Source organism: Rhizobium lentis (assembly GCF_017352135.1).
Taxonomy (GTDB): Bacteria; Pseudomonadota; Alphaproteobacteria; order Rhizobiales; family Rhizobiaceae; genus Rhizobium; species Rhizobium lentis.
Window position 1 is genome coordinate 292,902 of record NZ_CP071457.1, and the last position, 25,534, is coordinate 318,435.

Annotated in this window: 22 protein-coding genes and 2 pseudogenes; 15 read left to right on the forward strand and 9 right to left on the reverse strand. The window is 61.6% G+C overall.

All coding sequences use genetic code 11. The features are described from left to right. Positions 1-13: 13 nt before the first annotated feature. Positions 14-874 carry a shikimate dehydrogenase gene (locus J0663_RS29630; protein WP_207246061.1) on the forward strand — a complete coding sequence of 287 codons (861 nt, stop codon included), beginning with the start codon at positions 14-16 and terminating at the stop codon, positions 872-874. 24 nt (positions 875-898) lie between these two features. Next, positions 899-2,788, forward strand: coding sequence for a bifunctional sugar phosphate isomerase/epimerase/4-hydroxyphenylpyruvate dioxygenase family protein (locus J0663_RS29635; RefSeq protein ID WP_207246062.1), 1,890 nt, complete (start codon positions 899-901; stop codon positions 2,786-2,788). 115 nt (positions 2,789-2,903) lie between these two features. Here J0663_RS29635 and J0663_RS29640 read toward each other — a convergent pair whose 3' ends face one another. The 7 genes and pseudogenes from J0663_RS29640 to otsB form a co-directional block, all read right to left on the reverse strand. Continuing rightward, positions 2,904-3,668: an SDR family NAD(P)-dependent oxidoreductase gene (locus tag J0663_RS29640; RefSeq protein WP_207246063.1), complete on the reverse strand. Its 765-nt coding sequence runs from the start codon at positions 3,666-3,668 to the stop codon at positions 2,904-2,906. A 44-nt stretch (positions 3,669-3,712) separates the two neighbouring features. After that, positions 3,713-4,441, reverse strand: coding sequence for an SDR family oxidoreductase (locus tag J0663_RS29645; protein ID WP_207246064.1), 729 nt, complete (start codon positions 4,439-4,441; stop codon positions 3,713-3,715). A 26-nt stretch (positions 4,442-4,467) separates the two neighbouring features. Next, a complete protein-coding gene (locus J0663_RS29650; protein WP_207246065.1) occupies positions 4,468-5,727 on the reverse strand; it encodes a sugar ABC transporter permease in 1,260 nt (419 codons plus the stop codon). Beyond that, on the reverse strand, positions 5,724-6,542 hold the full coding sequence (locus tag J0663_RS29655) for an ATP-binding cassette domain-containing protein (RefSeq protein ID WP_207246066.1): 819 nt from the start codon (positions 6,540-6,542) through the stop codon (positions 5,724-5,726). The genes J0663_RS29650 and J0663_RS29655 overlap by 4 nt, the downstream gene beginning before the upstream one ends. A gap of 68 nt (positions 6,543-6,610) precedes the next feature. Further along, positions 6,611-7,680 (reverse strand): annotated as a pseudogene (locus J0663_RS29660) (ABC transporter substrate-binding protein). 209 nt (positions 7,681-7,889) lie between these two features. Beyond that, a complete protein-coding gene (locus tag J0663_RS29665) occupies positions 7,890-8,774 on the reverse strand; it encodes a helix-turn-helix domain-containing protein (protein ID WP_207246067.1) in 885 nt (294 codons plus the stop codon). Positions 8,775-8,977: 203 nt separating this feature from the next. Then, positions 8,978-9,757 carry a trehalose-phosphatase gene (gene otsB, locus J0663_RS29670; RefSeq protein ID WP_207246248.1) on the reverse strand — a complete coding sequence of 260 codons (780 nt, stop codon included), beginning with the start codon at positions 9,755-9,757 and terminating at the stop codon, positions 8,978-8,980. Between the two features lie 111 nt (positions 9,758-9,868). Between otsB and J0663_RS29675 the strand changes: the two genes are divergently transcribed. From J0663_RS29675 to repC, 5 genes are all read left to right on the forward strand, one after another. Then, positions 9,869-10,954, forward strand: a complete 1,086-nt coding sequence (locus J0663_RS29675; RefSeq protein WP_207246068.1) for an ROK family protein — start codon at positions 9,869-9,871, stop codon at positions 10,952-10,954. Between the two features lie 521 nt (positions 10,955-11,475). Then, the gene (locus J0663_RS29680) at positions 11,476-11,652 is read left to right on the forward strand and encodes a hypothetical protein (RefSeq protein ID WP_207246069.1); all 177 of its coding nucleotides are present in this window, start codon (positions 11,476-11,478) and stop codon (positions 11,650-11,652) included. Between the two features lie 237 nt (positions 11,653-11,889). Next, positions 11,890-13,107, forward strand: a complete 1,218-nt coding sequence (gene repA, locus J0663_RS29685; protein WP_207246070.1) for a plasmid partitioning protein RepA — start codon at positions 11,890-11,892, stop codon at positions 13,105-13,107. After that, entirely contained in the window at positions 13,104-14,093 is a 990-nt protein-coding gene (gene repB, locus J0663_RS29690; RefSeq protein WP_207246071.1) for a plasmid partitioning protein RepB, read from the forward strand. The genes repA and repB overlap by 4 nt, the downstream gene beginning before the upstream one ends. A 199-nt stretch (positions 14,094-14,292) precedes the next feature. Beyond that, positions 14,293-15,585, forward strand: a complete 1,293-nt coding sequence (gene repC / locus J0663_RS29695) for a plasmid replication protein RepC (RefSeq protein WP_207246072.1) — start codon at positions 14,293-14,295, stop codon at positions 15,583-15,585. A 56-nt stretch (positions 15,586-15,641) separates the two neighbouring features. Here the strand turns inward: repC and J0663_RS29700 are convergent. Further along, a pseudogene (locus J0663_RS29700) lies at positions 15,642-15,964 on the reverse strand (type II toxin-antitoxin system RelE/ParE family toxin). Next, positions 15,964-16,245, reverse strand: coding sequence for a type II toxin-antitoxin system Phd/YefM family antitoxin (locus J0663_RS29705; protein ID WP_207246249.1), 282 nt, complete (start codon positions 16,243-16,245; stop codon positions 15,964-15,966). The pseudogene J0663_RS29700 and the gene J0663_RS29705 overlap by 1 nt, the downstream one beginning before the upstream one ends. A 207-nt stretch (positions 16,246-16,452) precedes the next feature. Here J0663_RS29705 and J0663_RS29710 point away from each other — a divergent pair, with 207 nt between their 5' ends. From J0663_RS29710 to J0663_RS29745, 8 genes are all read left to right on the forward strand, one after another. After that, positions 16,453-17,445: an LLM class flavin-dependent oxidoreductase gene (locus J0663_RS29710; RefSeq protein WP_207246073.1), complete on the forward strand. Its 993-nt coding sequence runs from the start codon at positions 16,453-16,455 to the stop codon at positions 17,443-17,445. A 23-nt stretch (positions 17,446-17,468) separates the two neighbouring features. Continuing rightward, a complete protein-coding gene (locus J0663_RS29715; RefSeq protein ID WP_207246074.1) occupies positions 17,469-18,818 on the forward strand; it encodes an LLM class flavin-dependent oxidoreductase in 1,350 nt (449 codons plus the stop codon). 14 nt (positions 18,819-18,832) lie between these two features. Beyond that, the gene (locus J0663_RS29720) at positions 18,833-20,032 is read left to right on the forward strand and encodes a M20 aminoacylase family protein (protein ID WP_207246075.1); all 1,200 of its coding nucleotides are present in this window, start codon (positions 18,833-18,835) and stop codon (positions 20,030-20,032) included. After that, on the forward strand, positions 20,029-20,583 hold the full coding sequence (locus J0663_RS29725) for a GNAT family N-acetyltransferase (RefSeq protein ID WP_207246076.1): 555 nt from the start codon (positions 20,029-20,031) through the stop codon (positions 20,581-20,583). The genes J0663_RS29720 and J0663_RS29725 overlap by 4 nt, the downstream gene beginning before the upstream one ends. 35 nt (positions 20,584-20,618) lie before the next feature. Continuing rightward, the gene (locus J0663_RS31660) at positions 20,619-22,391 is read left to right on the forward strand and encodes an amino acid ABC transporter permease/ATP-binding protein (RefSeq protein WP_207246077.1); all 1,773 of its coding nucleotides are present in this window, start codon (positions 20,619-20,621) and stop codon (positions 22,389-22,391) included. Positions 22,392-22,482: 91 nt separating this feature from the next. After that, on the forward strand, positions 22,483-23,427 hold the full coding sequence (locus tag J0663_RS29735) for an ABC transporter substrate-binding protein (RefSeq protein WP_207246078.1): 945 nt from the start codon (positions 22,483-22,485) through the stop codon (positions 23,425-23,427). A gap of 66 nt (positions 23,428-23,493) precedes the next feature. Next, positions 23,494-24,429 carry an ABC transporter substrate-binding protein gene (locus J0663_RS29740; RefSeq protein ID WP_207246079.1) on the forward strand — a complete coding sequence of 312 codons (936 nt, stop codon included), beginning with the start codon at positions 23,494-23,496 and terminating at the stop codon, positions 24,427-24,429. A gap of 4 nt (positions 24,430-24,433) precedes the next feature. Further along, positions 24,434-25,471: an LLM class flavin-dependent oxidoreductase gene (locus tag J0663_RS29745; RefSeq protein ID WP_207246080.1), complete on the forward strand. Its 1,038-nt coding sequence runs from the start codon at positions 24,434-24,436 to the stop codon at positions 25,469-25,471. Positions 25,472-25,534: the final 63 nt, after the last annotated feature.

Here is a 25,534-nt window from a genome sequence, read left to right on the forward strand (position 1 = left end):
CGGGAATTGGCAGATGGCCGAGACACTCCTGAAACCGTTGAAGGCCGGGCTGATCGGCTCCGGCATCCAGGCCTCGCTGACGCCTGCCATGCATATGCGGGAAGGTGCTGCGCAGGGGCTTGACTACGACTATGAGCTGATCGATCTCATCAAGCTGAACGCCTCGCCGGCCGATCTTCCACGGCTGATCAAAGATGCCGAAGCGCGTGGACTTGCCGGCCTCAACATCACCCATCCCTGCAAGCAGCTCGTCATTGCCCTGCTCGACGAGTTGTCGCCTGAAGCCCGGGCGCTCGGTGCAGTCAACACCGTCGTCCTGAAGGACAACAGGCGCTTTGGGCACAATACCGACTGGTGGGGCTTCGCCGAAAGTTTCCGGCGCGGGCTGCCGCAAGCCGATCTTTCCTCGGCCGTGCAACTCGGAGCAGGCGGAGCGGGTGTCGCAACCGCCTATGCGATCCTGATGCTTGGCCTGAAGAGACTGACGGTCTTCGATCGCGAGCATGAGCGCGCCGCCGATCTGGCTGAAACGATGTCCGCACTCTTTCCCGGGGCATCGGTTACTGCAGGAACCGATCTTGAGGCCGCGATGAAAGAGGCAGCCGGGCTGATCCACGCGACGCCAACAGGTATGGCCAAATATCCCGGCACCCCGCTCCCGCCCGAATTCCTGGAAGCGCGGCATTGGGTCGCCGAAATCGTCTATTTTCCGCTGGAAACCGAGCTTCTGCGCCAGGCAGGGCAGCGCGGCTGCAGGACGCTCGACGGGGGCGGCATGGCGGTCTTCCAGGCCGTCGCCGCTTTTCGCCTGATCACTGGCAGGGAGCCAAATATCGGCCGCATGCTTGCGCATTTCAAGACGATGACGACTTAGCAGCAACCAAGCGAGGACCATCCGATGAAGACATCGATTGCGACTGTTTCGCTGAGCGGCGACCTCCGCGACAAGCTGGAGGCGATTGCCAAGGCCGGCTTCGACGGGGTGGAGATTTTCGAGAACGATTTCCTGATCTTCGACGAGAGTCCGAAGGAGGTCGGCCGCATGGTGCGCGATCTCGGCATGGAAATCACGCTCTTTCAGCCGTTCCGCGATTTCGAAGGCATGCCGGAGCCGCTGCGCAGCCGCACCTTCGACCGGGCGGAGCGTAAGTTCGATGTCATGCAGGAGATGGGCACCGACCTTGTGCTCGTCTGCTCGAACGTTTCGCCGGCTGCCCTCGGCGGTCTCGACCGGGCGGCGGCGGATTTTCGTGAACTTGGCGAGCGCGCCGCCAAACGCGGCCTGCGCGTCGGCTACGAGGCGCTTGCCTGGGGCCGCCACATCCACGATCACCGCGACGCCTGGGAAATCGTCCGGCGGGCCGATCATCCCAATATCGGCCTGATCCTCGACAGCTTTCATACGCTGTCGCGCAAGATCGACGTCAATTCGATCCGGTCGATCCCGAAGGAGAAGATCTTCATCATCCAGCTTGCCGATGCGCCGCTGATCGACATGGATCTGCTCTACTGGAGCCGGCACTTCCGCAACATGCCGGGTGAGGGCGATCTGCCGGTGCTCGACTTCATGAAGGCCGTGGCCGCCACCGGCTATGACGGTTTTCTCTCGCTCGAGATATTCAACGACCAGTTCCGCGGCGGTTCGCCGAGCGCGATCGCCGTCGACGGCCGCCGCTCGCTAATCTATCTCGGCGACCAGGTAAAGCGGCAGCAGCCGGAGAGCGCGCTGCCGGTGCCGGCCATGCCGCCGCGTGCTGCCGTCGAAGGCATCGCCTTCATCGAGTTCGCTGCCGATGAGGACGAGGCGGCGGAACTCGAGACGCTGTTTGCCAGCCTGGGGTTCCGCAAGGCGGCCAAGCACAAGACCAAGCGTGTGACGGTCTTCCGTCAGGGCGCCATCAATCTCGTCGTCAATACCGAGCGGAGAGGCTTTGCCAGCGCCTCCTATGCCGTCCACGGCACCTCGGCCTATGCCGCGGGCCTGATGGTGGACGATGCCGAGGCAGCCTTGCAGCGCGCGATCGCGCTCGGCGCCGAACGCTTTGCGCAAACGCTCGACGCTGGCGAGATCGAGATGCCGGCGGTGCGCGGCGTCGGTGGAGGAGTGCTCTATTTTCTCGATCGCAAGACGGACCTTGGCCGCATCTGGGAGATCGAATTCGATGCGATCGATGACGGTGCTGCTCCCCAGCCGGCCGGGCTGCAGTCGATCGATCATATGGCGCAGACGATGAAATACGAGGAGCTGCTCACCTGGCTGTTATTTTACACCTCGCTCGTCGAGGCTGAAAAGACGCCGATGGTCGATATCGTCGATCCCTCCGGCATCGTCCGGAGCCAGGTGGTCGAGAACGGGGAAGGCTCGCTGCGCATCACCATGAACGGGGCGGAAAACCGCAACACGCTCGCCGGCCGCTTTATCGCCGATACGTTCGGATCCGGCATCCAGCATCTCGCCTTCCGAACCGACGACATCTTCGCCACCGCCGCAGCCCTTGCCGCAAACGGCTTCGTCCCGCTGACAATTTCGCCGAACTATTATGACGATCTCGAGGCCCGCTTCGGTCTTGACGCCGATTTCGCCGACCGCCTCAAGGCCAACAACATCCTCTATGACCGCGACGACTTCGGCGAATATTTCCAGCTCTACAGCCCGACCTACGGCGAGGGCTTGTTTTTCGAGATCGTCGAAAGGCGCGGCTATCGCGGCTATGGCGCGGCGAACGCCATCTTCAGGATCGCGGCGCTGAGGAAACATCTGAGGCCGGCGGGCCTACCGCGCGCCTGAGTCGCCTATCAGGCAGAGGTGCGCAGCATCAAATCGGCACCGGGAAGGATGCGGGCGGGAAACACGAGCTGGCGTTGGCTGGTGCGGAATTCCCCTCCCCTGTCCTCGCAGATACCTATCGCGTGGTATAGCCGCCGTCGACGACCAGCACTTCGCCGGTGACATAACTTGCCGCCGCCGAGCAGAGAAACAGCGCCGCACCCGCCACCTCTTCCGGCTGCCCGACACGCCCCATCGGCGTCATGTCCCGCCAGGTCGGGAACCAGTCGGGATTGGCGATGCCGCCGCGGGACATATCGGTCTCGATATAGCCGGGAGCAATGGCGTTGACGCGGATGTTCTCGGCGGCGACTTCGCTCGCCAGGCTCTTCGTCATCATATGGACCGCTGCCTTGGAGGCGTTGTAGGCGACCTGGTTCTGGGGAATGTTGGATACGATGCCGGAGATCGAGCCGATATTGAGAATGACGCCGCCGCCTTGGCGCCGCATGGGGGCAAGTGCTGCGCGGCAGGCGCGAAAGACGGCGTCGACATTGACGGTCATGATCTCGCGCCAGACGGCATCGGAGAAATCGCCGCTGTCGCCATGAATGGCAATGCCGGCATTGTTGACGAGGATATCGAGCCGGCCGGCTCGTGCCAGGGTCTCAGCAACGAGCACAGCGGCGGCGCTATCCTTCATCATGTCGGCAGCGATGAAGGCGCAATCGACGCCGGCCCTGGCGAGCCGGTCTTTCGCCGCCGCGCTGCGGGTTCGTCCGCTGATGATGACCTTGGCTCCCGCTTCGCCGAGTGCCTCGGCGATTGCCAGTCCGATGCCGCGCGTGCCGCCGGTGACAAGCGCCACCTGGCCGTTCAGGCGAAATCTGTCGAAGATCATGGCCGATTCCTTTCTGCGGTTGTAAGAGGGCCGGCACATCCCTCTCAGATGTCGGTGCTCTGCGGCAGAATGACGAGGTCGCGGATGGTGACGTTGCGTGGCCGCGTCAGCATGAAGAGTACCGCTTCAGCCACTTCCTTCGGCTCCATCAGACCGCCCGCAGCCAGCGCCTCATCGAGCTTTTCCTGCGGCCAGTCGCTGAGAAGAGCCGTAACAACGGGGCCCGGCGCAACGGCGCCGACCCGCAGGCCGTGTTTCGCCACCTGGCGCCTCAGCGTATGGACGAAGGCCTGGACCGCGTGTTTGGAGGCCGTGTAGATCGGTTCCCAGACCACGGGCACCATTCCTGCAACCGAACTCGTCAGGATGATGTCGCCAGTCTTGCGCCAGACCATGTGCGGCAGGACCGCATGCACCGAGCGAAAGGCGGCGTTGACGTTCAGATTGAGCATGCGGTCCCAGGCGTCAGGATCGCCGTCAAGCACCTCGCCGCCGATATAGGACCCGGCATTGGCGTGGAAAATGTCCAGCTGGCCCGCCTTCTCCAATATCGCAGGCATCATCTGCGCCACGCTTTTTGGCTCCAGGAGATCGACAACCAGCGGAATGGCCTTTGCGTCGAGTGTCGAGCAGATCTCCCGCAATGCCACTTCATTGCGGTCGATCAGCACGACGCGGGCGCCGGCAGCAAGCATGGTCCTGGCGCATTCCAGGCCGATCCCCGATGCCGCTCCGGTCACGGCCGCGACTTTTCCAGACAGGTCCTGTCCCATTTTCTTCCTCTGCTTTCCTGGTTTGTTTAGGCTCTGCCGTGCGTAATCCGCGATCGGCGTGCCAGCGAGTCGACGATCACGGCGATTGCAAGAACGGCCCCCGTGATCATGTAACGAAGCGATGACGACAGATCGAGGAGCGTCAGACCGCTCGCGATCGACTGAATGACGATGATGCCGAGAAGGGCCGAATAGGCGCTGCCGCGCCCGCCAAACAGGCTCGTGCCCCCGATGACCGCCGCAGCGATGGCGTTGAGATTGACGTCGCCGGTGCCGGCCTGCTGACTGGCCGTCGCCAATCGCGCCGCCGAAAGCACGCCGCCGGTCGCAGCCAGCAGGGCGCACATGACGAAGGCGCTCGCATAAATACGCGGCACGTTGATGCCCGAGCGGCGGGCCGCCTCCCTGTTGCCGCCGACGGCATGCATGGAACGGCCCCACCTGGTGCGCGTCAGCGCATAGTTCATCGCCGCGACGAGGCCGACGAAAAGGCCGAACATCCAGGGGATGCCGCGCGATTGGTTGAGATAGAACGCCACCGCTTCCAGCGCGACGGTGATGATGGCGGCGCGCAGGAGCAACCCGCCGGCCGATTTCGACGAAAGTCCGGCAGCCCGCCGCCGCACCGCTGTGCGGTAGCTGGAGAAAAAGAAGGCAATGCCGGCAAGCGCAATGAGCGCATAGGAGACCGGGTCCGGCATGACCATGATCTGCCCGAAATTCACGAGCCACGAGCCATAGGTCAGATTGATCGAGCCGGTCGATCCGAGAATAAAGAGCTGCAGGCCGAGAACCGCGAGCAGTCCTGACAACGTGGAGACGAAGCTCGGCATGCCGAAGCGGTTGAAGAGGAAAGCGTAGAGCGAGCCGATAAAGGCGCCGACGGCCATGGCGGCAAGGATGGCCAGCATCACCGGCCAGCCCTGATTGACCCAGAAGACGCCGACGAGCGCCGAGGCAAAGCCGCTGACCGAGCCGACGGAAAGATCGATCTCCCCCACCATCAGGATGCAGACGATGCCGAGCGAGATGACGCCGACCGTCGAGCAGTCGAAGAGCATGTTGACGAGATTGGCGCTGGAGAGAAACACCGGATTGAGCGCCTGGAAGACCGTCCAGATGATCGCCAGGCCGACAATGACCGGCAGCGAGCCGAGATCGCCGGAGCGGATGCGATCCCAGAAGGCGCGAATCCAGCCGGCAAGGCCGTCGTCATGGCGCACTCTCTCGTCGCGCCGGTCGAGAAGCGCGGGTGCTGCCGGCTCGTTCTCAATCGTCTTCATCATGGCCTGCCCTCCTCGTTATGCTGGCCCTGTGCCTTGCGGCGCATTGCCCGGCGGGAGACGGAATTGTTGGATGCGCCGGTAATGGCGCTGACCAGTTCTTCGTTGGATGCATCGGGCGCGAAGGTGCCGTTGTTGCGGCCGAGCCGAAGCACGACAATGCGGTCTGCGACGGCCCGCACATCCTCCATGTTGTGGCTGATCATGATAACGCCGAGGCCACGTTCACGCACGCGCTCGATCAGATCCAGGACTTCGGCGGTCTGGGCGACGCCGAGTGCGGCTGTGGGTTCGTCGAGCATGATCAGTTTCGGCTCGAGCAGCAGCGAGCGGGCGATCGCCACGGTCTGGCGCTGTCCGCCGGAAAGCGAGGCGACCGGCTCGCGCACGCTTGGTATGCGGGCGGAAAGTTCGCTGAGCAACTTCCAGGCGCGGATCTCCATGGCGACCTCGTCGAGCTGAAGGGGGTTGAGCTCCTTGCCGAGAAAGATATTGGCGACGACGTCGAGATTTTCGCAAAGCGCCAGATCCTGGAAGACCGTCGCAATGCCGAGATCGAGGGCGGCGCTGGGGCTCGACAGATCTGCCTGATTGCCCTCGAAGAGAATGGTGCCCGAGCTAGGTTGATGGACGCCGGCCAGGATCTTGACCAGCGTTGATTTGCCGGCGCCGTTGTCGCCTACCAGCGCCACGACCTCGCCGGCATGCACATCGAGCTCGATGTCGGTCAGTGCCGACACCGCTCCGAAATTCTTCGAAATTCCGCGCAGGCTGAGGACGGGCTGGCTCGAGTCAAAAGTGTGAGAGGTTGCAGACATCGGCTGGCCTTTCGAAAGAAGCAAAAATCGGAAGCGCGACCCGAAGGCGATCGCGCTTCCCCTGCGGATTACTTGATGATGCCGAGCTTCTTGCAGCCTTCGGCGTACCGGCCGGTGCACAGTTCCTCGGCGGTGTTGATCTTCTTGTCGATGATCTCGGCCTTCAGGTTCTCGGCCGTGACGACGGCCGGCACGAACAGCTGCGCCGGCGTGTCGTACAGCGTCATCTCGGCCTTGACCGTTTCTCCTGCCAACAGCTTCACGGCAACATTTGCAGCGGCAGCGGCGACGATTTCGCTCGGCTTGGAGATCGTGTTGTATTGGTCCCCTGATATGATGAGCTGCAGCGCGGCGATCGTCGCGTCATTACCGGTGACCGGCGGCACGGGATCGACACCGGCTGCCTTGAAGGCCGCGATGGCACCGCCGCCGGTGCCGTCATTGGCCGCGACGACGCCGACGATCTGCTTGCCGAAACGGGTGATCTGCCCCGCGGCCCATTGCTGGGCATTCGCCGGCTGCCAGTTCGGCGTGTCAAATTCGGCAAGCGTCTTGTAACCGCCGCTTGCGAGCCCTCGTGAATGCCGTCCTTGATCAGCCCGGCAGCGGCATCCGTCGGCGAGCCGTTGATCTGCAGGATGCCGCCACCATCGGTCGGCACGTTCTGAGCCTTCAGATGCTGGACGAGCGATTCCGCGATCGCCTTGCCAATAGCCTTGTTGTCGAAGGAAACGTAGAAGTCGGCCTTGCCTTTCGGGATCGGCCGGTCATAGGCGATGACCTTGACACCCTGGCTCTGGGCGAGCTGGACGAGAGAGGCGGCCGCTGCCGAATCCACCGGATCGAGAACGATGACTTTGGCACCCTGGGTGATGGCCGAATTGAACTGTTGTTGTTGTTTGGCGATATCGGCATCGGCATTCTGATAGATGACCTTGCAGGATGCGCAAAGCTTCTTCATTTCCGCGACGAAGCCGGGATGATCATGCTCTTCGTAGCGCGTCGAACCCTGGTCGGGCATCAGGAATGCGACCGTCGCATCCGCAACGGCGCTTTGCGCGAAAGTGGACGTGCCGACCAGCAGCGACAGGACAAGCGCTGCGCCTGCTGTTTTCATCGAGAATTTCATCATTTCCATCTCCTCCCATTGGAAAAATTGTGTAGCTCGGTGATTGCTCCGTTCTGCCATGCCGTTCGCTTGATTGAGCGACGGCGCCTGTCCCGGCGACCCCGTGGTTTTCAGGACAAGACTCTTCTATCGCGAGCGGCTCGTCGCGCGCTCGCGTTCAACCCATGTCAGTTTTGATTCCTCCTCCCTGTCCTCCCTGAAGCTGCCGTCGGCGCAGCCTATGCTGCCTTTGCCACGTTGATGTTGTCGCCGACCAGTCGTCGGAAGCGCGAAGGCGTCATGCCTTTTTCCGCGAGAAACTGCCGGTTGAAGTTGGAAAGATTGTTGAAGCCGACCTCGAAGCAGATGTCGGTGATTGATGCATGGTCATCGCTCATCAGGATCTGGCAGGCGAGATTGATGCGCAGCCGCTTCACATATTGGACGAGCGACATGCCGGTATGGCGGCGAAAGGCGCGTGAGAAGGCGCCGGTCGATTGTCCGGCGATCGCAGCGAGATCGGCTTCGTCGAAGGATTTGGTCAGGTTTTCCCTGATATAGGCGAGCGCCTTGTTGATGCCGGCCGACATGTAACCCGAGGGATCGGGCAGATAGCTCGGACTGGCGAGAAGCTGCGCATCCTGCGCGCGGCTGAGCAGGCCGACCATCATCACGAAGAGCTCGATGCGCCGCACGCCTTGCGCCTGCTGCACTTCGTTCATCAGCGGTGCCACCTGTCGGCTGGTATCGGCGCCAAAGAGCACGCCACGACGGGAGGCCTCAAGAACGGTTTCGAAAGAGCTGAGTTCGGCGAGTACCTTCATCGTATCGCTGATGAAATTCTCGCTGAACTGGATGAGCTGGCATCGCAGCGGAATGCTCGATTCTTTCGGCACGTCGCTGATCCAGTTATGAGGAAGATTGGGGCCGGCAAGCACGAGATTGCCCGGCTCGAACTCGCCGATGAAATCGCCGACGAAATAGCGTCCGGTTGTCGCCACGACGAGATGCAGTTCGTATTCCGGATGAAAATGCCAGCGGACCGTATGATAGGGATAGCCATGCGCCTTGGTTGCGAATGATTCGCCCGGCCGGATCTGAACGACTTCCAAGTCAGGTTCCATAGGTCCTCCTCCGAAGACGGGTTCCAAGCCGACCCGCCAAAATTCCGTTTTGGCTTTATTGTTGGAAGGGAGTGTAGAGGGCTCGTTTCATGCCCGCCACCACGATTCCCGGTTCTAACCGATACTTTTTTGACGATTGTCGTTGCGCAGCCGGTGTAAAAGGACGGCGGAAATCCGCATCGGGCATCGTGCAAGCACGGATTTCAGGCAGCAAGCGCGGCGATGACGTTTCTTACCAGAGCTGCGGAGGATAAGCGGCTCGTGGCACAGCTCGGGGCGCCGATGGCGCCGACGCGCACGGAAACCCCGCCGCGCGCATTGGCGATCGCAAACATCGACTCGTCGGTCAGATCATCGCCGATGGTGATCGGGCAGCGGTTCTTGAAAGGGTCGGACTGGAAAAACCGCTCCAGCGCATCGCCCTTGCTCGACCGTGCCGGACGCAGCTCGAACACCATTTTGCCGAGCTGCAAGGCCCAGTTCGGTCCGGCGAGCTCCGCATAGTGATGCATGCGCTCTTCAAGAACCTTTTCATATTCGGGTGCCAGGCGGTAATGGGCGGCAACGGCCGCCCCCTTATCCTCGATCAGGACGCCCGGATAATGCTCGGCTTCCGCGGTCAACGCGTGTTTCAGCGCCTGGAATTCGGGCGTTGCCTCGAGCGTATGCATGCCGGTGGCGCTCCTGATTTCCGCGCCGTGAAGGCCTGCCGTCGGAAAGGCAAAGGGCTTGAACAGCGCGTCCGCATAGGCAAGCGATCGCCCGGTGACCAGCGCCAAGGCGCCGCCCAGCTTGTTCGACAGGCGGTGAAGTTGTTCGGGAAGAGCCTCCGGGACCTCGATCGCATCCGGCGTCGGTGCCAGATTGAGCAGCGTTCCGTCGATATCGAGAAACATTGCCCAGCGGTCCGGCTCTTCCAGCACCATTGAAAGCATTTCCTGGGTAGCGGCGTCGTCCTGCACTTTATTCTCCAACTCTGTAATTTCATTGAAGCTAGGTCGCCGGCGGACGAGGGCAAGATGAGTTTTCAGCCTCCGGAACATCCCGAGGCTGGCCAGCGTTTTATTCTGCCGCCCGTTCGGAAAGGGACATTGATGACCAAACGCAATCCGGAGCCCCGTAACGGGGCGAATGCCCCATTGGCGCATGGCGCGATGGTTCTGCCCTTGGTGACGATCGACGACTACAACAACGAGCTGCGTGACAAGAACGGTTTTGTTGGCGACAACGCCAACAAGAAGACCTTCCAGCAGAAGCTCGACGATTGGAGAAAACGCATCCGCAAGTTCGGAGATGATCCGATCGGGAAGGTTGCGACGGCCAAGCTCTCCAGGAAAAAGATCGAGGCTCTCCTGAAGGGAGACGATATGGAGGCTGCGGCGCTGGTGATGGGCGCGGTGGAGGATTTCGCGCGGGACTTCGCCGAAGTGATCAGCAAGTTCCTCAAGGACGAGCGCTGGTCCAAGACCGAGCGCATCGTCGTGGGCGGCGGCTTCAGGCAAAGTCGCTTCGGGGAACTGGCGATCGCCAGGACCATGGTTATTCTCAAGGCGGCGGGGATCAACATCGAGCTTGTGCCGATCGTCCACCATCCCGACGAGGCAGGGCTGATTGGATCCGTCCATCTGATGCCGCCCTGGATGTTCAAAGGCTATGAGGCAATCCTGGCCGTCGATATCGGCGGCACGAACGTGCGCGCCGGCGTCGTCAAGTTTGGAAGGGAGAAAACAACAAATTTCGCGGATGCGAGCATCTGGGAATCGGCCATCTGGCGCCATGCCGATGACGAGCCTAGTCGCAGCGCAACGGTAGAGAAGCTGGCGGCGATGTTGCAGGATCTGATCGACAAGGCCGAAAAGGCCAATCTGAAGCTCGCTCCGATCATCGGGATCGCCTGCCCGGGCATCATCAAGGCCGATGGTTCGATCGAACGCGGTGGGCAGAACCTTCCGGGCGGGAACTGGGAAAGTGACAGCTTCAACCTTCCTGCCGCATTGATGAAGGCCATTCCTGAGATCGGGGACCACAGCACATTCGTGATGATGCACAATGACGCAGTGGTGCAGGGATTGTCGCAGATCCCCTTCATGAGGGACGTATCGAGATGGGCGGTACTGACCATCGGCACCGGCCTGGGCAATGCGCATTTTACCAATCGCGAGGGGAAGAAGGAGCGATAGGGCGGTTCGGGCCAATCTCCGACCGGTTGCCGGACTATGGTAAATAGTCGGTAAACAACGAGGAAATCTGCAGGCGGAAGCAAAGTCGCCCGTAGGTTCCGCTAGATCGATTGGTGAAAGTCGTCAGGTGGTCGTGCCACGCCACCTGGAGCGCTATGCAGCCTCGGCAAGCATATCCGCCGCGATTCGATTCGCCTAGCCCGGAGCGCCTGAGACCCGTGGCTATAATATCTGCGCCCTGCCGGACGTCCCTTCCCCGGCCTGACTGCACGCGCGATCGGATCGCCGGACCGGCGGGATCTAAAGGTTTTAGGCGATGTCGCATCATCCGGGACGGGGCGCTTCGCTGGTCCGTCAAAATAAATGCTGCAATACGTCCGGAGGCGTTGGTGAGCGACCCCTTGCCTTTCGTGTGTCGCATTGAAAGATGGTGATAACGCCGGCCGGGCAGTTCTCGGCGGGTTTAAATTGCGCTTATCTCTGGGGTCTCAAACAAGCCATGCGCAGATGAAAGATGGATTATGAATTTCAAGGGAATAAGCGCTCCGCTTAATGCCGGTCGTCTCGAGCAGATGCTCGGCCTGGCCCCATCACGCCGCGATCCCGACGCCCAGGATGTCAATGACAAGTCCTCCGCCAGCGAGCCTGCCCGCGGCCTCAGCGCCGAAAGTCTGTACCGTTCGCCTGACTATAAATGAAACCAGGTGGCTGAGTCGCGGCGGCGTCATGGCCGTATCAGGTTGAGCCGCGCTATGGCACGGTCGGCTGCGTGGATCGGGTTGTCAGCTGACAACACGCTAAGATTCCGGAATTCCACATGATTTTCTCGTGAATCCAGGCCTGTTATAGATTGGCTAACCAAGAAATCGCTTGACGGAATCGCCAGACTCACGCTCATTTGCGCAAAATAGCCCGATTTAGCAGGATTTGCGTGAATGCCGACCAAGGCCGCGATTGTTGAGAAAGCCAAGAGGGCGAGTCAAGTCTCGATCGATGAGACGATTGCGCAGGACTCGACGATGCTCAGCAGCCAGTTGCAGGTGCTGTTCGAGCGGCTGTTCTCCCCCGATGCCCGCAAGTCGCTGCGGCGGTTCAGCAGCACCGAAGCCGCTAAGCTGCTCGGTGTCACCGACAGCTACGTTCGCCATCTCGCCGCTCAGGTAGAAAGCATCAATCCGGAAAAAACGGCGTCGGGGCGTCGGGTATTCTCACTCGAGGAAATCCATGCGATGCGCCAGCATCTGGGGCGCACCAAACCCTCTTACCTGCCGATGCGCCGGGAGGGTGATCATCTCCAGGTCATTGCGGTCACCAATTTCAAGGGCGGCTCGGGCAAAACGACGACCTCGATCCACCTCGCCCAGTTCCTGGCCCTTCGCGGTTACCGCGTGCTCGCCGTCGACCTCGACCCGCAGGCGTCGATGTCGGCGATGCTTGGCTATCAGCCGGAATTCGACGTCGGCGAAAATGAAACGCTCTATGGCGCCATCAAATATGACGAGACGCGCCGTGACGTGGCCGACATCGTCCGCCAGACCTATTTCCCCGGTCTCGATCTCATTCCGGGTAATCTCGAACTGCACGAGTTCGAGCATGATACCCCGAAGGCGCTGGCTGACAGCAATCGCGACGACAAGGACATGTTCTTCATGCGGGTCGGCAATGCGCTGCATTCGCTGGAGCAGAGCTATGACGTCGTCATCATCGATTGCCCCCCTACCCTCGGCTTTCTGACGCTGTCTGCCCTTTGCGCTGCGACTGCAGTGCTGATCACCGTGCATCCACAGATGCTCGACGTGGCGTCGATGAACCAGTTCCTGACGATGACCTCCGACCTTCTGGCCGTCGTCAAGCAGGCCGGCGGCAATCTCGAATATGACTGGATGCGCTATCTAATCACCCGTTATGAGTCCAATGACGGTCCGCAGGCGCAGATCGTTGCCTTCCTGCGCAGTCTGTTCGGCGAGCGCGTATTGACCTCGATGATGGTTAAGTCAACGGCGGTTTCGGATGCAGGCTTGTCCAAGCAGACGATCTACGAGGCGGGCCGCGAGACGATGCATCGCCAGACCTATGACCGCGGCGTCGAATCCGTCGACAGCGTCAATGCCGAGGTCGAGCAACTCATCCGCAGTGCTTGGAGCAGGTCATGAGCCCGAAAGGTCGCGATATCCTGAAGAGTATGGTCGGCGCCGTCGAGCCGGCACGACCGGAGGCGCCAAGCGCGCCGCCGCCGCATCGGCCTTCGGGCGCGGTCAAGGCGATGAACCTGTCGCTCGGACGGCTGGGAGAGGAGGCCGCTGCCGCGAAAGCTCTGCGCGAATCCTTGGCCTCCGGCGACAAGGTGCTGGAGATCGATCCGGCCGCCGTCGAAATGTCCTTCATCCGCGACCGTATTCCCGTCGATAAGGATCCTGAATTCGAGCGGTTGAAACAGTCGATCCAGGAGAGCGGGCAGCAGGTTCCGATCCTGGTACGGCCGGATCCCGTCACGGCCGGGCGCTACCAGGCCGCCTATGGCCATCGGCGGCTGCGCGCCGCTGCGGAGATCGGGGTTCCGGTCAAGGCCGTGGTGCGCAAGCTGACGGATGAGGAGTTGATCCTTGCACAGGGGCAGGAGAACGGTCCGCGCGTCGATCTGAGCTTTATCGAACGGGCGCTGTTTGCACGCCGCATGGACGAGCATGGCTTCAACCGCGACATGATTGCCAAGGCGCTGGCGACCGACAAGCCGGAGACGTCAAGGCTGTTGCAGGTGGCGCAGACGATCGATCCCGAAATCATTCTTGCCATCGGCCCGGCGCCGAAGGTCGGACGCCCACGCTGGCTGGCCTTTGCCGAAAAAGTCAGGGAACCGGGCGGCCAGAAGAAAGCCCAAGTCGCGGTCCGGGCCGCCGCTTTCCACGCGTTGGAGACCAATAGTCGCTTCGACGCCGTCTGGAAGGCGGTGGAGGAGAAGGGCGCGCCGCAACGGATCGAGCAGACATTGCGGACATCGGCGGGCGCGCCGCTGGCTTCGGTGGCTCGCTCCGGCAAAACCTTTCGCATCACCGCCAGATCGGCGGAGTTTTCGGAATTCCTGGCTCAGCGGTTGGCAGGCCTCGCCGCCGAGTTCGAAGAGGAAAATGACGGAAAATGAGGCAGTTAGGCGAGTTGTCAGCTGACAATTCGGATAGGAGATAACGCGCAAAAGAAAAAAGCCCCCGAACGTCACCGTCACGGAAGCTTTCCTCGTAGTCTTGAACACCTCCGAGAATCGCACTTCCGAGAATCGCTGTCAAGAGTTTTTGGCGCCGTTCTGGCGAGCCGATTTCTTTTGCCTCATCGAGGTGGAAGATATGGAAGTCGGAAGTGTAACGACGCCCTTTGGGCGGCGGCCGATGACGCTTGGCATGCTCGCGAGCCAGGTCACGGCCGCAGAGATCAAGCCTGGTCAATCGGTCGATAAGTGGAAGCTGTTTCGTGCACTGTGCGAGGCAAAGCCCCTCCTCGGAATTGCCGATCGGGCGCTTGCCGTGCTCAATGCGCTTTTGAGCTTTTACCCGAAGAACGACCTTGCCGAGGCAAACGGCTTGATCGTCTTCCCGTCGAATGTCCAGCTCTCGCTGAGGACGCACGGCATGGCCGAACAAACGGTCCGGCGTCATCTTGCAGCGCTTGTCGAGGCGGGCCTGCTGTTGCGCAAGGATAGTCCCAACGGCAAGCGTTATGTCCGCAGGGACAGGGCAGGGGAGGTTGACGAGGCGTTCGGCTTCTCGCTGGCGCCGCTGCTGGCCCGCGCCGAGGAGATCGAACAGCTTGCGGCCGAAGTCATGGCCGAGCGGCTGCATGTCCAGCGCCTGCGCGAACGGATCACCCTTTGCCGCCGCGATATCGCGAAGCTGATTGAGGCGGCGGTCGAGGAGGACGCGCCAGGGGATTGGCAGGGGCTGTATCTGGAGTTTCGGGATCTGGTCGAAGGCCTGCCGAGGTCGCCGACGACGGCGCAACTCGAGCAGTTGCTGGATGAGCTGGCTGCACTTCGAGCAGAGATACTTAACCAGCTGGAAACTCAGATTAATTCAACAAAACGAAGCGGCAATGCCCATTATATCGAGCGTCACATACAGAATTCAAACCCCGAATCCACATCTGAACTTGAACCAAGCTTCGAAACGAAGCAGGGCGAGGGGGCAGAGCAAGACAATGGGCGAGGGGCCGTGACGATGGAAGGGAAGAAGCACAAGGATGCCGAAATGAGCGGGCAGGCGGAAGGGCCGGGTGGTCGTCGTGATGCTGGCGGACTGAGATCCTTCCCGTTAGGCTTGGTTCTGCAGGCCTGCCCGGAAATCCTGGCCTACGGACCGGGTGGGGTGATCCGCAACTGGCGCGAGCTGATGACTGCCGCCGTCACGGTTCGATCGATGCTCGGCGTCAGTCCGTCAGCCTATGAGGAGGCGGCAAATGTGATGGGTGCGGAAAATGCGGCGACGGTGATGGCATGCATCCTGGAGCGCGGGGGCCATATCAACTCGGCCGGTGGGTATCTTCGCGACCTGACGAGGCGAAGCGAAAAGGGAGAATTCGCGGTCGGCCCGATGCTGATGGCGCTCCTGCGGGCAAATGCACCGGCCGGCCGGAAGGCCGGATAGGTCTTCGGCGGTGCCGGTGAATTCTGTCGGCACGGGGGAGGGCGATGCGCGGAACGTCAGCGGATAAGCCTTCGCTCCAGGAAGGCCTGCATGTCGCGGCGTCCGTCTGCCACGCAATAGACGATGACGTCGCTGCCCATGATACGGTAGATCATACGCCAAGGGTTGTGATGCACTTCCCGATATTCGGAGATGCCGATGCCGGCCAGTTCCTTTGGGATGTTTCCGCGGGCGGGGAATTCTTCGAGCTCGGCACAGGCGCTTTCGATTTCCGTCAGGATGCGATCCGTCATGTCGGCGCCCTCGCGGCCGGAATGAAGCGATAGAGATCCTCGACGTCGCGTTCCGCGTCCTCAGCGAAACGAACGCGATAAGGCATCAGGACTGGCTGTCGGCCAGCCGCTTGCGAATGCGCGCGAAGGATTCCCCAGCGGGGTGCGTCTTTCCTTCCTCGACTTGCCGATTGGTGAGCGCCAGCACCTTCAGAAACGCCAACGTCTCCTGCGTTTCTTCATATTGGCCGACATCCTGAAGGATCGCTTTCGCCTCGCCATGAAGGATGATCACGACAGGCTGCGGGTTGTCCTTCAACGTCCGGATGATCTCGGGCGCGTGTGCCTTGAGATAGCTGATCGGCTTGACCTGTTCTGACAGCTTTATGCGGCACTCCTTTTGACCAGAATATGGTTCATCAAATAGTCGATTGGAATATCTCGGTCCACCGTCCTCCCGGGGCGAGCGAGCAATTCATCCGCGCCTGCTTTTTTCCCCTCAGCCGCTTCGAAAGAGAATGTCATTTCTTATAAAAAGGTTTGTCTACTGATTTTATAGATTAAATAATGCAACCATTGAGCGGATCGTGGCGTCATGACCTACCTTCTCAGCCTTCTCGACAAAAGCCCGATTGAACAGGGCCTCACCGCTGCGGACGCACTGCGAGCGACGGTGAAGATCGCCGCCCGGGCCGAGGAGCTCGGCTACCACCGTTTCTGGGTCGCTGAGCATCACAATATGTCCAATCTGGCGAGTTCGGCGCCGGAGGCGCTGATCGCCTATCTTCTGGCAAAGACTTCGAAGATCCGCGTCGGCTCAGGCGGAGTGATGCTGCAGCATTACAGCGCCTACAAGGTGGCCGAGACCTTCAATCTCCTCGCCTCGCTGGCGCCCGGCCGTGTCGATCTCGGCGTCGGCAAGGCCCCAGGCGGTTTTCCGCTCGCAACGCGCGCCCTTCAGCGCGCCTTCGATCCGTCCAGCAAGCCGGATTTTGCGAGCCAGCTGTCCGATCTCAACACCTATCTCGCCGCCGATCCCAATTACAACGGCGCGCAGGCGACCCCTTTCCCGCCGACGGCTCCAGAACGTTTCCTGCTCGGCGCTACCGTCGAGAGCGCCGAACTCGCTGCCGAGAAGGGATGGAACCTTGTCTTCGCCGGCCATCTGAATGGCGATCCTGACAATCTCAGCAGGACTTTCGACGCCTATGACCGGGCGTCCGGCGGCAAACGACCGATCCTTGCGCTCGCAGCCTTTGCAGCCGAGAGCGAGGATTATGCCCGCGAGCGCGTCGCCGACCTTCGCATCGTCAAGGTGTTCTTGCCGAACGGTCAGACCGTCAACGTCGGCAGCGAAGAACAGGCGGCCGAATTCGCTCGTCAGGCGGGCGTCACCGATTACCGCATCGAGGAGAAGGTGCCGAGCGTGCTGCACGGCACGGCAAAGCAGATCCGCAAGGAGCTGGACGAACTTCACCGCCGCTACGGCGTCAACGAATTCGTTCTCGACACACCGGCTCTTTCAGCCGCCGAGCGCCTCGCTTCCATCGAGCTGCTCGCCGCCGAGCGGCTTTCTCTCGTCGCCTGACCGTTTCAAGAAGGATCGATCCCATGGCTCAGAAACACATTACGTTCGGCATCATGCTGCAGGGTCCAGGCGGCCATATGAATGCCTGGAAGCATCCGAGTGGACCGGCCGATGCCAGCGTCAACTTCGATTTCTTCGTTGAGACGGCGCGCAGGGCGGAAGCAGCCGGCATCGCTTTCGCCTTCGTCGCCGACGGTCTTTACATCAACGAGCAGTCGATCCCGCATTTCCTCAACCGCTTCGAGCCTATCGCGATCCTTTCGGCCCTCGCCGCTTCGACGTCCAGGATCGGGCTCGTCGGTACGGTCTCGACCTCCTACAGCGATCCCTTCACCATCGCCCGCCAGTTCGCCTCGATCGATCTCATCAGCGGCGGCAGGGCAGGGTGGAACGCGGTGACGTCACCGCTTGAGGGCTCGGGGCGCAATTACAATCGCGAGCATCCCGAGCACCAACTGCGCTACGAGATCGCCGAGGATTATATCGATGCGATCAAAGGCCTCTGGGATTCCTGGGACGACGATGCTTTTGTGCGCAATCGCGAGACCGGCGTCTTTGTTGACAAGACGAAGATGCATCGCCTTAACCACAAGGGTCGCTTCTTCCGAATCGAGGGGCCGCTGAATATCGGCCGCTCGAAGCAGGGCCAGCCCGTCATCTTCCAGGCAGGTGCTTCGGATTCCGGCATCAGGCTTGCCGGCAAGCACGCCGACGCCGTCTTCACCAACGGCGGGCCGTTCGAGGAGGCGCAAGCCTTCTACCGGCAGCTGAAGGACAGCGTGATCGCCCATGGGCGCAGTCCTGCCGAAGTTGGCATCTATCCCGGCATCGGGCCGATCGTCGGCGCGACGTCCGATGAGGCGGAAGCCAAGTACCAGGCGATCCGCAATCTCGTCACGATCGAGGAGGCGTTGCTTTATCTCGGCCGCTTCTTCGATCATCACGATTTCAGCGCCTATCCGCTCGACGAGCCGTTCCCCGAGCTTGGTGATATCGGCAGGAATAATTTCCGCGCCACCACCGATCGCATCAAAAGGACGGCGCGGGAGCGAGGGCTGACGCTCCGGCAGGTGGCGCTCGATTCGGCAACGCCGCGCACCGCCTTCATTGGCACCGCCGAGCATATCGCAGACGAGATCATCCGCTGGGTGGATCATGGCGCCGCCGACGGCTTCATCCTCGGCTTCCCAGTCATTGCCGAGGGCTTCGACGATTTTGCCCGATACGTCCTGCCGATCCTTACCGAGCGCGGTTATTTCGATCCCGTCTTCAAGGGCGAGACGCTGCGCGACCATCTCGGCCTGCCCTTCCGCCAAAGCCGCTATGCAACCCCTGCGGATGAGCTCGAACGCGGAAAGGCTGTCGGCGCCTGAGCCGGCGAATCGTCATGAACGTCATCGCTCAGAACCCGCGCAGCAACGATCCAGTCGAGAAGGGAATCGCCTGTTACCTCGATGAAATCATCGCGCTGCGCCACGATCTGCACCAATATCCCGAGCTGGCGTTCCAGGAGCTGAGGACCAGCAAGCTTGTGGCATCCCGGCTTTCCTCCTGGGGCTACGAGGTGGCGACGGGCATTGCCGGCACCGGCATCGTCGCCACCCTCAGGCGCGGGACAGGCAAGAAGCGGATAGGTATCCGGGCGGATATGGACGCGCTGCCGATCGAGGAGGCCAGCGACCTTGCCTATGCCAGCAGCAATCCCGGCGTCATGCACGCCTGCGGCCATGACGGGCACACCTCGATCCTGCTTGCCGCCGCCCGTTATCTCGCGGAAAGCGGCAATTTCAGCGGCACGCTCAGGCTGATCTTCCAGCCGGCCGAAGAAATCGGTGCAGGCGCCCGCAGAATGATCTCGGAAGGGCTGTTCGAACGATTTCCCGTCGATTCGGTCTTCGGGTTGCACAACTGGCCGGGTGTATCGGCGGGTCAGTTCGGCTTCGTCACAGGTCCCGCCATGGCGTCGGTCGACCAGGCGGTGATCAGGATCCTTGGCAAGGGTGGCCACGGCGCCGAACCTCACCGGGCCGTCGATCCGGTCTTGGCGTCGGCCTCCTTCATCACCGCCCTGCAAAGCGTCGTCTCGCGCAATGTCGATCCGCAGGATATGGCGGTTGCGACCGTCGGCTCGATCCATGCCGGTTCCGCCTCGAACGTCATCCCGGAAAGCGTCGAGATGCAGCTCACCATGCGGGCCTACAGCGAGACTGTCCGCCAGCTTTTGGGAGAGCGCATTCCGGCCCTTGCCCGCGCCCAGGCCGAAAGCTTCGGCGCCGAGGCGGATGTGAATTACCGGCTCGGCTTTCCGGCGCTGGTCAACCACGCCAAAGAAACGGCCTTTGCCCGCGACGTCGCATATGACGCGCTTGGTTCGGCGGCGATCGAGAACGATTTCCGGCCGAGAACCGCGAGCGAGGATTTCGCTTTCATGCTGCTGGCCAATCCCGGCAGCTATCTCTTCGTGGGGAACGGCGACAGCGCTCCGCTCCACAGCGCCTACTACAATTTCAATGACGCGATCATCGCGCCCGCCGCCCGCTACTGGGTGCGGCTCGCCGAAGCCTTCCTCACTGACGACAATGGGTGATGAACGATATGAGCGATACGTTTCTCTATACCAGCCCTCTCGATCCCCGCGCCAAGCCGTTGATCGATGAATTGATCCACGAATATGACAGCCGCTACGGCACCTATTTCAATGCGGAAGGCGCGGCCGCCGAGCTCAACCGTTATCCCCCGGAAGCCTTCGCGCCGCCGGACGGCAATTTTCTCCTGTTGATCCGCAATGGCGACACCATCGGCGGCGGCGCCTTCAAGCACTATGACGAACGCACGGCCGAATTCAAACGCATCTGGACACGCTCCGACCTGCGCCGCCAAGGCCTTGCCCGCAAGGTGCTGGTGGAGCTGGAGGCCCAGGCCGCCCGCCAAGGCTATAGCAGGATCTATCTCACGACCGGTTTCCGCCAGCCCGAGGCCGTCGGCCTCTATCTGAATTATGGCTATACCGCTCTCTTCGACACATCAGTCGATCCCGAGATCTACAAGAGCCTGCCTTTCGAGAAGGACATCACCCATCTCGCTGCGCCGGTTTTCGATAGCGAACCGCGCCTGGTGGTGGCCGGCGCAAGTCTCTGAAACCGCAAGTCCGATAATCATAAAGGGAAGCAAGAATGGCACTGACGACGGATTTCGCCGGCATCGACCCCGGCAGCAAAGCGGCAGAACCGAAGGACTATTCCCGTTACCGCATCGTACCGGCGCGCCATCCCGAGCGGCTGGCGGGGACGATCTTCGCCGCCGTCGTCATCATTGCGGTACTCTATTCCACCTTCACCAATCCGCGCTGGGGCTGGGACGTCTTTGCCGAATGGTTCTTCGCCGAGCCGGTGCTCGTCGGCCTTGGCAGGACACTGCTCCTGACGGCGCTCGCCGCCATATCGGGTTCCATTCTCGGAACGGCTCTGGCGCTCGCCCGCGTTTCCAAGTCACCGCTGCTCTCCGGGCTTTCCTGGGGCTATATCTGGCTGCTGCGGTCGATCCCGGTGATCGTCCTGCTGTTGATCTTGAACAATCTCGGCTATCTCTACGAGACGATCAGGATCGGCGTCCCCTTTACCGATAGGGTCTTGCTCGACTACCCCACCGTGCAACTGCTGACGCCCTTTGCCGCGGCCTTCCTCGGCCTCACGCTCAACCAGTCGGCCTTCTTTGCCGAGATCGTCCGCGGCGGCATTCTTTCCGTCGATCATGGACAACTGGAGGCGGCGGCCGCACTCGGCCTGTCGCGCCGCCGCCAGGCCTTCCGCATAGTGCTGCCGCAGGCCATGCGCTCGATCCTTCCCACTGGTTTCAACGAGCTTATCGGATTGGCGAAGAGCACGTCGATGGTCTATGTGCTGGCATTGCCGGAACTCTTCTACACGGTGCAGGTGATCTACCGCCGCAATCTCGAAGTCATTCCGCTGCTGATGGTCGCCACCGTCTGGTACCTGATCATCATGACGGTACTGTCACTCGCCCAGCACTATATCGAGCGTTATTTCTCCAAGGGCGCCGTGCGCAATCCGACGCCATTGCCCTTCCAGGCATTCTTCACACGCTTTCGCCGTCCGTTGCCTGCTCTCGATGCGACGGGCGATGGGGTGCGAAAACTCGGCTTCCATGATGCGGCGGCCCTGCGGACGGGCGGTGCGGTGCGTATCCACGGGATTTCCAAAAGCTTCGGTGCGCTGAAGGTGCTCGATGATGTCGAGCTCAGCCTTCCAGCCGGCAGTGTGACCGCCATCCTCGGCCCATCCGGCTCCGGCAAGTCGACATTGTTGCGCGCCATCAACCATTTGGAGCGCCTCGACGGGGGTTTCATCTCGGTCGACGGCGATTTCGTCGGCTATAGCAGAAAGGGCGATACGCTCTACGAACTCAAGGAGAAGGATATTCTCGCCCGCCGCGCCGATATCGGCATGGTCTTCCAGAGCTTCAATCTGTTCCCGCATCTGACTGTGCTTGAAAACCTGATCGAGGCGCCGATAGAGGTGCGTGGCGTCAGCCGCGAGGAAGCCGTGCGATTGGCGCAGGAACTGCTTGCCCGTATCGGTCTCAGCGACAAGATCAATGCCTATCCGCGTCAGCTCTCCGGCGGCCAGCAGCAGCGCGTGGCGATCGCCCGGGCATTGGCGCTGCGTCCAAAAGTGCTGCTCTTCGATGAGCCGACCTCGGCGCTCGATCCGGAGCTCGTCGGCGAAGTGCTCGATGTCATCAAGGAGCTTGCCCGTACCGGCACGACGCTCGTGATCGTCACCCATGAAATCGGTTTTGCCCGCGAGGTCGCCGATACCGTCGTCTTCATGGAAAGCGGCCGCGTTCTCGAAGCCGGACCGCCGGCCCGGATTTTCACGCGAGCGGAACATCCCCGAACACGCGAGTTCCTCGCCAAGGTTCTCTAGCGCCGACGGCGCTGGTGAAATGCCGGGCCGCGACGGGCTGCTCCGGCTGAATGACGACAAACACAACCTAAGGATGAAGTGGAGAAGGGGCATGACATTTAGAGATAGGGCAAGGCTTCTGATAGCGGGAGCCGTCACCATTGCCGCGATCGGTTTCGGTTCCGCTGAGGCGCAGCAGAAATTCGATCTCAGCCCCGAGCAGCCGAACCGGCTGCGGGTGGAAAAGAACGAGAAGCGCATCGCGGAGATCAAGGACTTCAAGTTCGTCGAAGCCGGCATCTTCACCGTTGGCATCAGCTCGAGCGGCAATCTTCCGCTGCACGATTATGCCTCCGATTCCAAGACCGTCATCGGCTATGACGTCGATCTCGCGCAGGCGATCGCCGACAGTTTGGGCTTGAAGCTCAATCTCGTGTCCGTCGCATGGGCGGATTGGCCGCTCGGGCTCACCTCCGGCAAGTTCGACGCGGTGATATCGAACGTGACGGTCACGGAAGAGCGTAAGGAAAAGTTCGATTTCTCGACCTATCGCAAGGATGAGCTCGGTTTCTACGTCAGGGCCGATAACCCGATCACTTCGATCAAGGAGCCGAAGGATATTGCGGGGCTGAAGGTGATCACCGATGCCGGCACCAACCAGGAGAAGATCCTTCTGGAGTGGGATCGGCGGAACGTCGCGGCCGGCCTGAAGCCGATCGAGGTGCAATATTACGATGACGACGCGGTCAAGGATCTCGCCGTCCAGTCCGGCAGGGCCGACGCCGTCTTCAGCGTCAACGCGACCCAGGCCTATGCGGCGGGGATCAACGGCAAGACCAAGCTCGTCGGCACCGTCAGCGGTGGTTGGCCGATCACCGCAGAAATTGCCGTCACCACACGCAAGGGCAGCGGCCTGGCGGCGCCTCTGACCGATGTCGTCAACGACCTGATCGCCAGCGGCGCCTACAAAAAGATCCTCGATACGTGGAATCTCGGCCCCGAGGCGATCGACAAGGCCCAGACCAACCCGCCGGGCCTGCCGAAGAGCGGCTCCTGATCCGTTCCTGTGGCCGGCGGCATGCTGCCGGCCATCCCCCGCCTGACAGTTTGGAGATTGAAGACGATGATTGACATTCCGGCATTCCGGACCCTGCTGATTGCCGCCATAGCGTCGGCCCTTTCCTTCAGCCCAGCCCATGCTGCCGAGGATTTCGACCTTAGCCCGCAGCAGCCGGGCCGGCTTCATGCCGCCAGGAACGATGCGGCCATCGCCGCGATCCCTAGGGGATTCAAATTCGTCACGCCAGGCAAGTTCACAATCGCCGTCAGCCCCGGCGGCCCTCCGCTCGCCACCTATGCCACCGACGCCAAAACCGTGGTCGGGGCGGATCCCGACTATGCCTATGCCATCGCCGACAGCCTCGGCCTGACGCTGGAGATCGTGCCCGTCGCCTGGATCGACTGGCCGCTCGGCCTCACCTCGGGCAAATATGATGCGGTCATTTCCAATGTCGGCGTCACCGAGCAGCGCAAGGAGAAATTCGATTTCTCCACCTACCGCCAGGGCCTGCACGGTATCTTCGTGAAATCCGATAGTCCCATCGCCTCGATCAAGGAGCCCAAGGACGCTGCCGGCCTCCGAATCGTCGTCGGCGCCGGCACCAATCAGGAGCGTATCCTGGTGAAGTGGAGCCAGGAAAATGTCGCCGCCGGCCTGAAGCCGATCGAACTGCAATATTACGACGACGAGGCGACGAGCCTTCTCGCGCTGCAGTCGGGCAGGGCCGACGTCATCGTCCAGCCGCATGCGCAGCTCGTCTTCATTGCCGCGCGCGACAAGAACATCAAGCGCGTCGGCACGCTGAGCGCCGGCTGGCCGGATCGCTCGGACGTTGCGATCACCACCCGCAAGGGAAGCGGGCTGGCCGATGCGCTGACCGTCGCCACCAACGGCCTGATCAAGGACGGCACTTATGCAAAAATCCTCGATCACTGGCATCTTTCCGAGGAAGCCTTGCCGGCCTCCGAGACCAACCCGCCCGGCCTGCCGAAATACTGACTGGATGGTACGCGTGGGCAATATATCCATCAGCCATATCGGATTCCTCACCCCCGGCAACTATCCAGACGACGATCCGCTGTCGGGATTGGAGCAGACGCTGCAGCAGCTGCAATATGGCGAGGACCTTGGCTTCGACAGCGCCTGGGTCCGCCAGCGGCATCTGGAGCCGGGAATCTCGTCCGCGAGCGCTTTCCTGGCGGCGGCCACACAGCGCACCCGCCGGATCGAACTCGGAACCGCGGTCATTCCGATCGGTTATGAAAGTCCCTACCGGCTGGCCGAAGATCTCGCCACCGTCGATGTTCTCTCGCGCGGACGGCTGAATATCGGCGTCAGCGCCGGCCGGCCGCTGGATGCCGAACTGATTGCCCCACTGGCCTTCGACGGCGACTGGACGAGCTACGATTTCTCGCATGATCGGGTGCTGCGCTTTGCCGACAATCTGCGCGGTGCCTATCTCGGAGACGAGCAGACCTTCATCAAGACACCTTTCGGCCCACAGCGGCCGCGCCTGCAGCCTTTTGCGGCAGGTTTGGTCGACCGGATCTGGTACGGCGGCGGATCGCAGCGCTCCGCCGAATGGGCCGGCCGCACCGGCTTCAACCTGCTGACCGGCAATGTGATAACCGGTGAGGGGACGGATGATTTCTTCACGGCCCAATCGCGGCTGATCGAAACCTTCCGTGCCGCCGGCACGCAGCGCCGGGTCGCGCTGGGCCGCGTCATCGTGCCATTCGACAGCGCCGATGCGGCGACGCGCCGCCGCTATCAGGACTATGCCGACGGCCGTCATCAGCGGACGCTTTCGCCGCAGGGCGAGCGACGGACGCTTTTCGCCCGTGACATCGTCGGCACGTCGGAGGAAATATTGGAACAGCTTTTATCCGATCCGATCCTGCCCGAGGTCAGCGAGCTGAGACTGGAGCTCCCTTACGAGTTCGAGCACGAGGAATATCGCCAGATTCTCCACGACTTCGTGACGGCAATCGCGCCGGAGCTTGGATGGAAAGGGCAAGCCGGCATTCGAGCCGCTTCCTGAATGCCGTCGAGGCGCTGATCCGCGCGCATTCGACGCCAGCACAATCACTTACAGGGAACACGC

What these genes read in the sequence shown, in the direction of transcription:
- J0663_RS29630 (WP_207246061.1), top strand. Translation starts at nt 14, where the DNA reads ATGGCCGAGACACTCCTGAAACCGTTGAAGGCCGGGCTGATCGGCTCC.
- J0663_RS29635 (WP_207246062.1), top strand. Translation starts at nt 899, where the DNA reads ATGAAGACATCGATTGCGACTGTTTCGCTGAGCGGCGACCTCCGCGAC.
- J0663_RS29640 (WP_207246063.1), bottom strand. Translation starts at nt 3,668, where the DNA reads ATGATCTTCGACAGATTTCGCCTGAACGGCCAGGTGGCGCTTGTCACC.
- J0663_RS29645 (WP_207246064.1), bottom strand. Translation starts at nt 4,441, where the DNA reads ATGGGACAGGACCTGTCTGGAAAAGTCGCGGCCGTGACCGGAGCGGCA.
- J0663_RS29650 (WP_207246065.1), bottom strand. Translation starts at nt 5,727, where the DNA reads ATGATGAAGACGATTGAGAACGAGCCGGCAGCACCCGCGCTTCTCGAC.
- J0663_RS29655 (WP_207246066.1), bottom strand. Translation starts at nt 6,542, where the DNA reads ATGTCTGCAACCTCTCACACTTTTGACTCGAGCCAGCCCGTCCTCAGC.
- J0663_RS29665 (WP_207246067.1), bottom strand. Translation starts at nt 8,774, where the DNA reads ATGGAACCTGACTTGGAAGTCGTTCAGATCCGGCCGGGCGAATCATTC.
- J0663_RS29675 (WP_207246068.1), top strand. Translation starts at nt 9,869, where the DNA reads ATGACCAAACGCAATCCGGAGCCCCGTAACGGGGCGAATGCCCCATTG.
- J0663_RS29680 (WP_207246069.1), top strand. Translation starts at nt 11,476, where the DNA reads ATGAATTTCAAGGGAATAAGCGCTCCGCTTAATGCCGGTCGTCTCGAG.
- repA (WP_207246070.1), top strand. Translation starts at nt 11,890, where the DNA reads ATGCCGACCAAGGCCGCGATTGTTGAGAAAGCCAAGAGGGCGAGTCAA.
- repB (WP_207246071.1), top strand. Translation starts at nt 13,104, where the DNA reads ATGAGCCCGAAAGGTCGCGATATCCTGAAGAGTATGGTCGGCGCCGTC.
- repC (WP_207246072.1), top strand. Translation starts at nt 14,293, where the DNA reads ATGGAAGTCGGAAGTGTAACGACGCCCTTTGGGCGGCGGCCGATGACG.
- J0663_RS29710 (WP_207246073.1), top strand. Translation starts at nt 16,453, where the DNA reads ATGACCTACCTTCTCAGCCTTCTCGACAAAAGCCCGATTGAACAGGGC.
- J0663_RS29715 (WP_207246074.1), top strand. Translation starts at nt 17,469, where the DNA reads ATGGCTCAGAAACACATTACGTTCGGCATCATGCTGCAGGGTCCAGGC.
- J0663_RS29720 (WP_207246075.1), top strand. Translation starts at nt 18,833, where the DNA reads ATGAACGTCATCGCTCAGAACCCGCGCAGCAACGATCCAGTCGAGAAG.
- J0663_RS31660 (WP_207246077.1), top strand. Translation starts at nt 20,619, where the DNA reads ATGGCACTGACGACGGATTTCGCCGGCATCGACCCCGGCAGCAAAGCG.
- J0663_RS29735 (WP_207246078.1), top strand. Translation starts at nt 22,483, where the DNA reads ATGACATTTAGAGATAGGGCAAGGCTTCTGATAGCGGGAGCCGTCACC.
- J0663_RS29740 (WP_207246079.1), top strand. Translation starts at nt 23,494, where the DNA reads ATGATTGACATTCCGGCATTCCGGACCCTGCTGATTGCCGCCATAGCG.
- J0663_RS29745 (WP_207246080.1), top strand. Translation starts at nt 24,434, where the DNA reads ATGGTACGCGTGGGCAATATATCCATCAGCCATATCGGATTCCTCACC.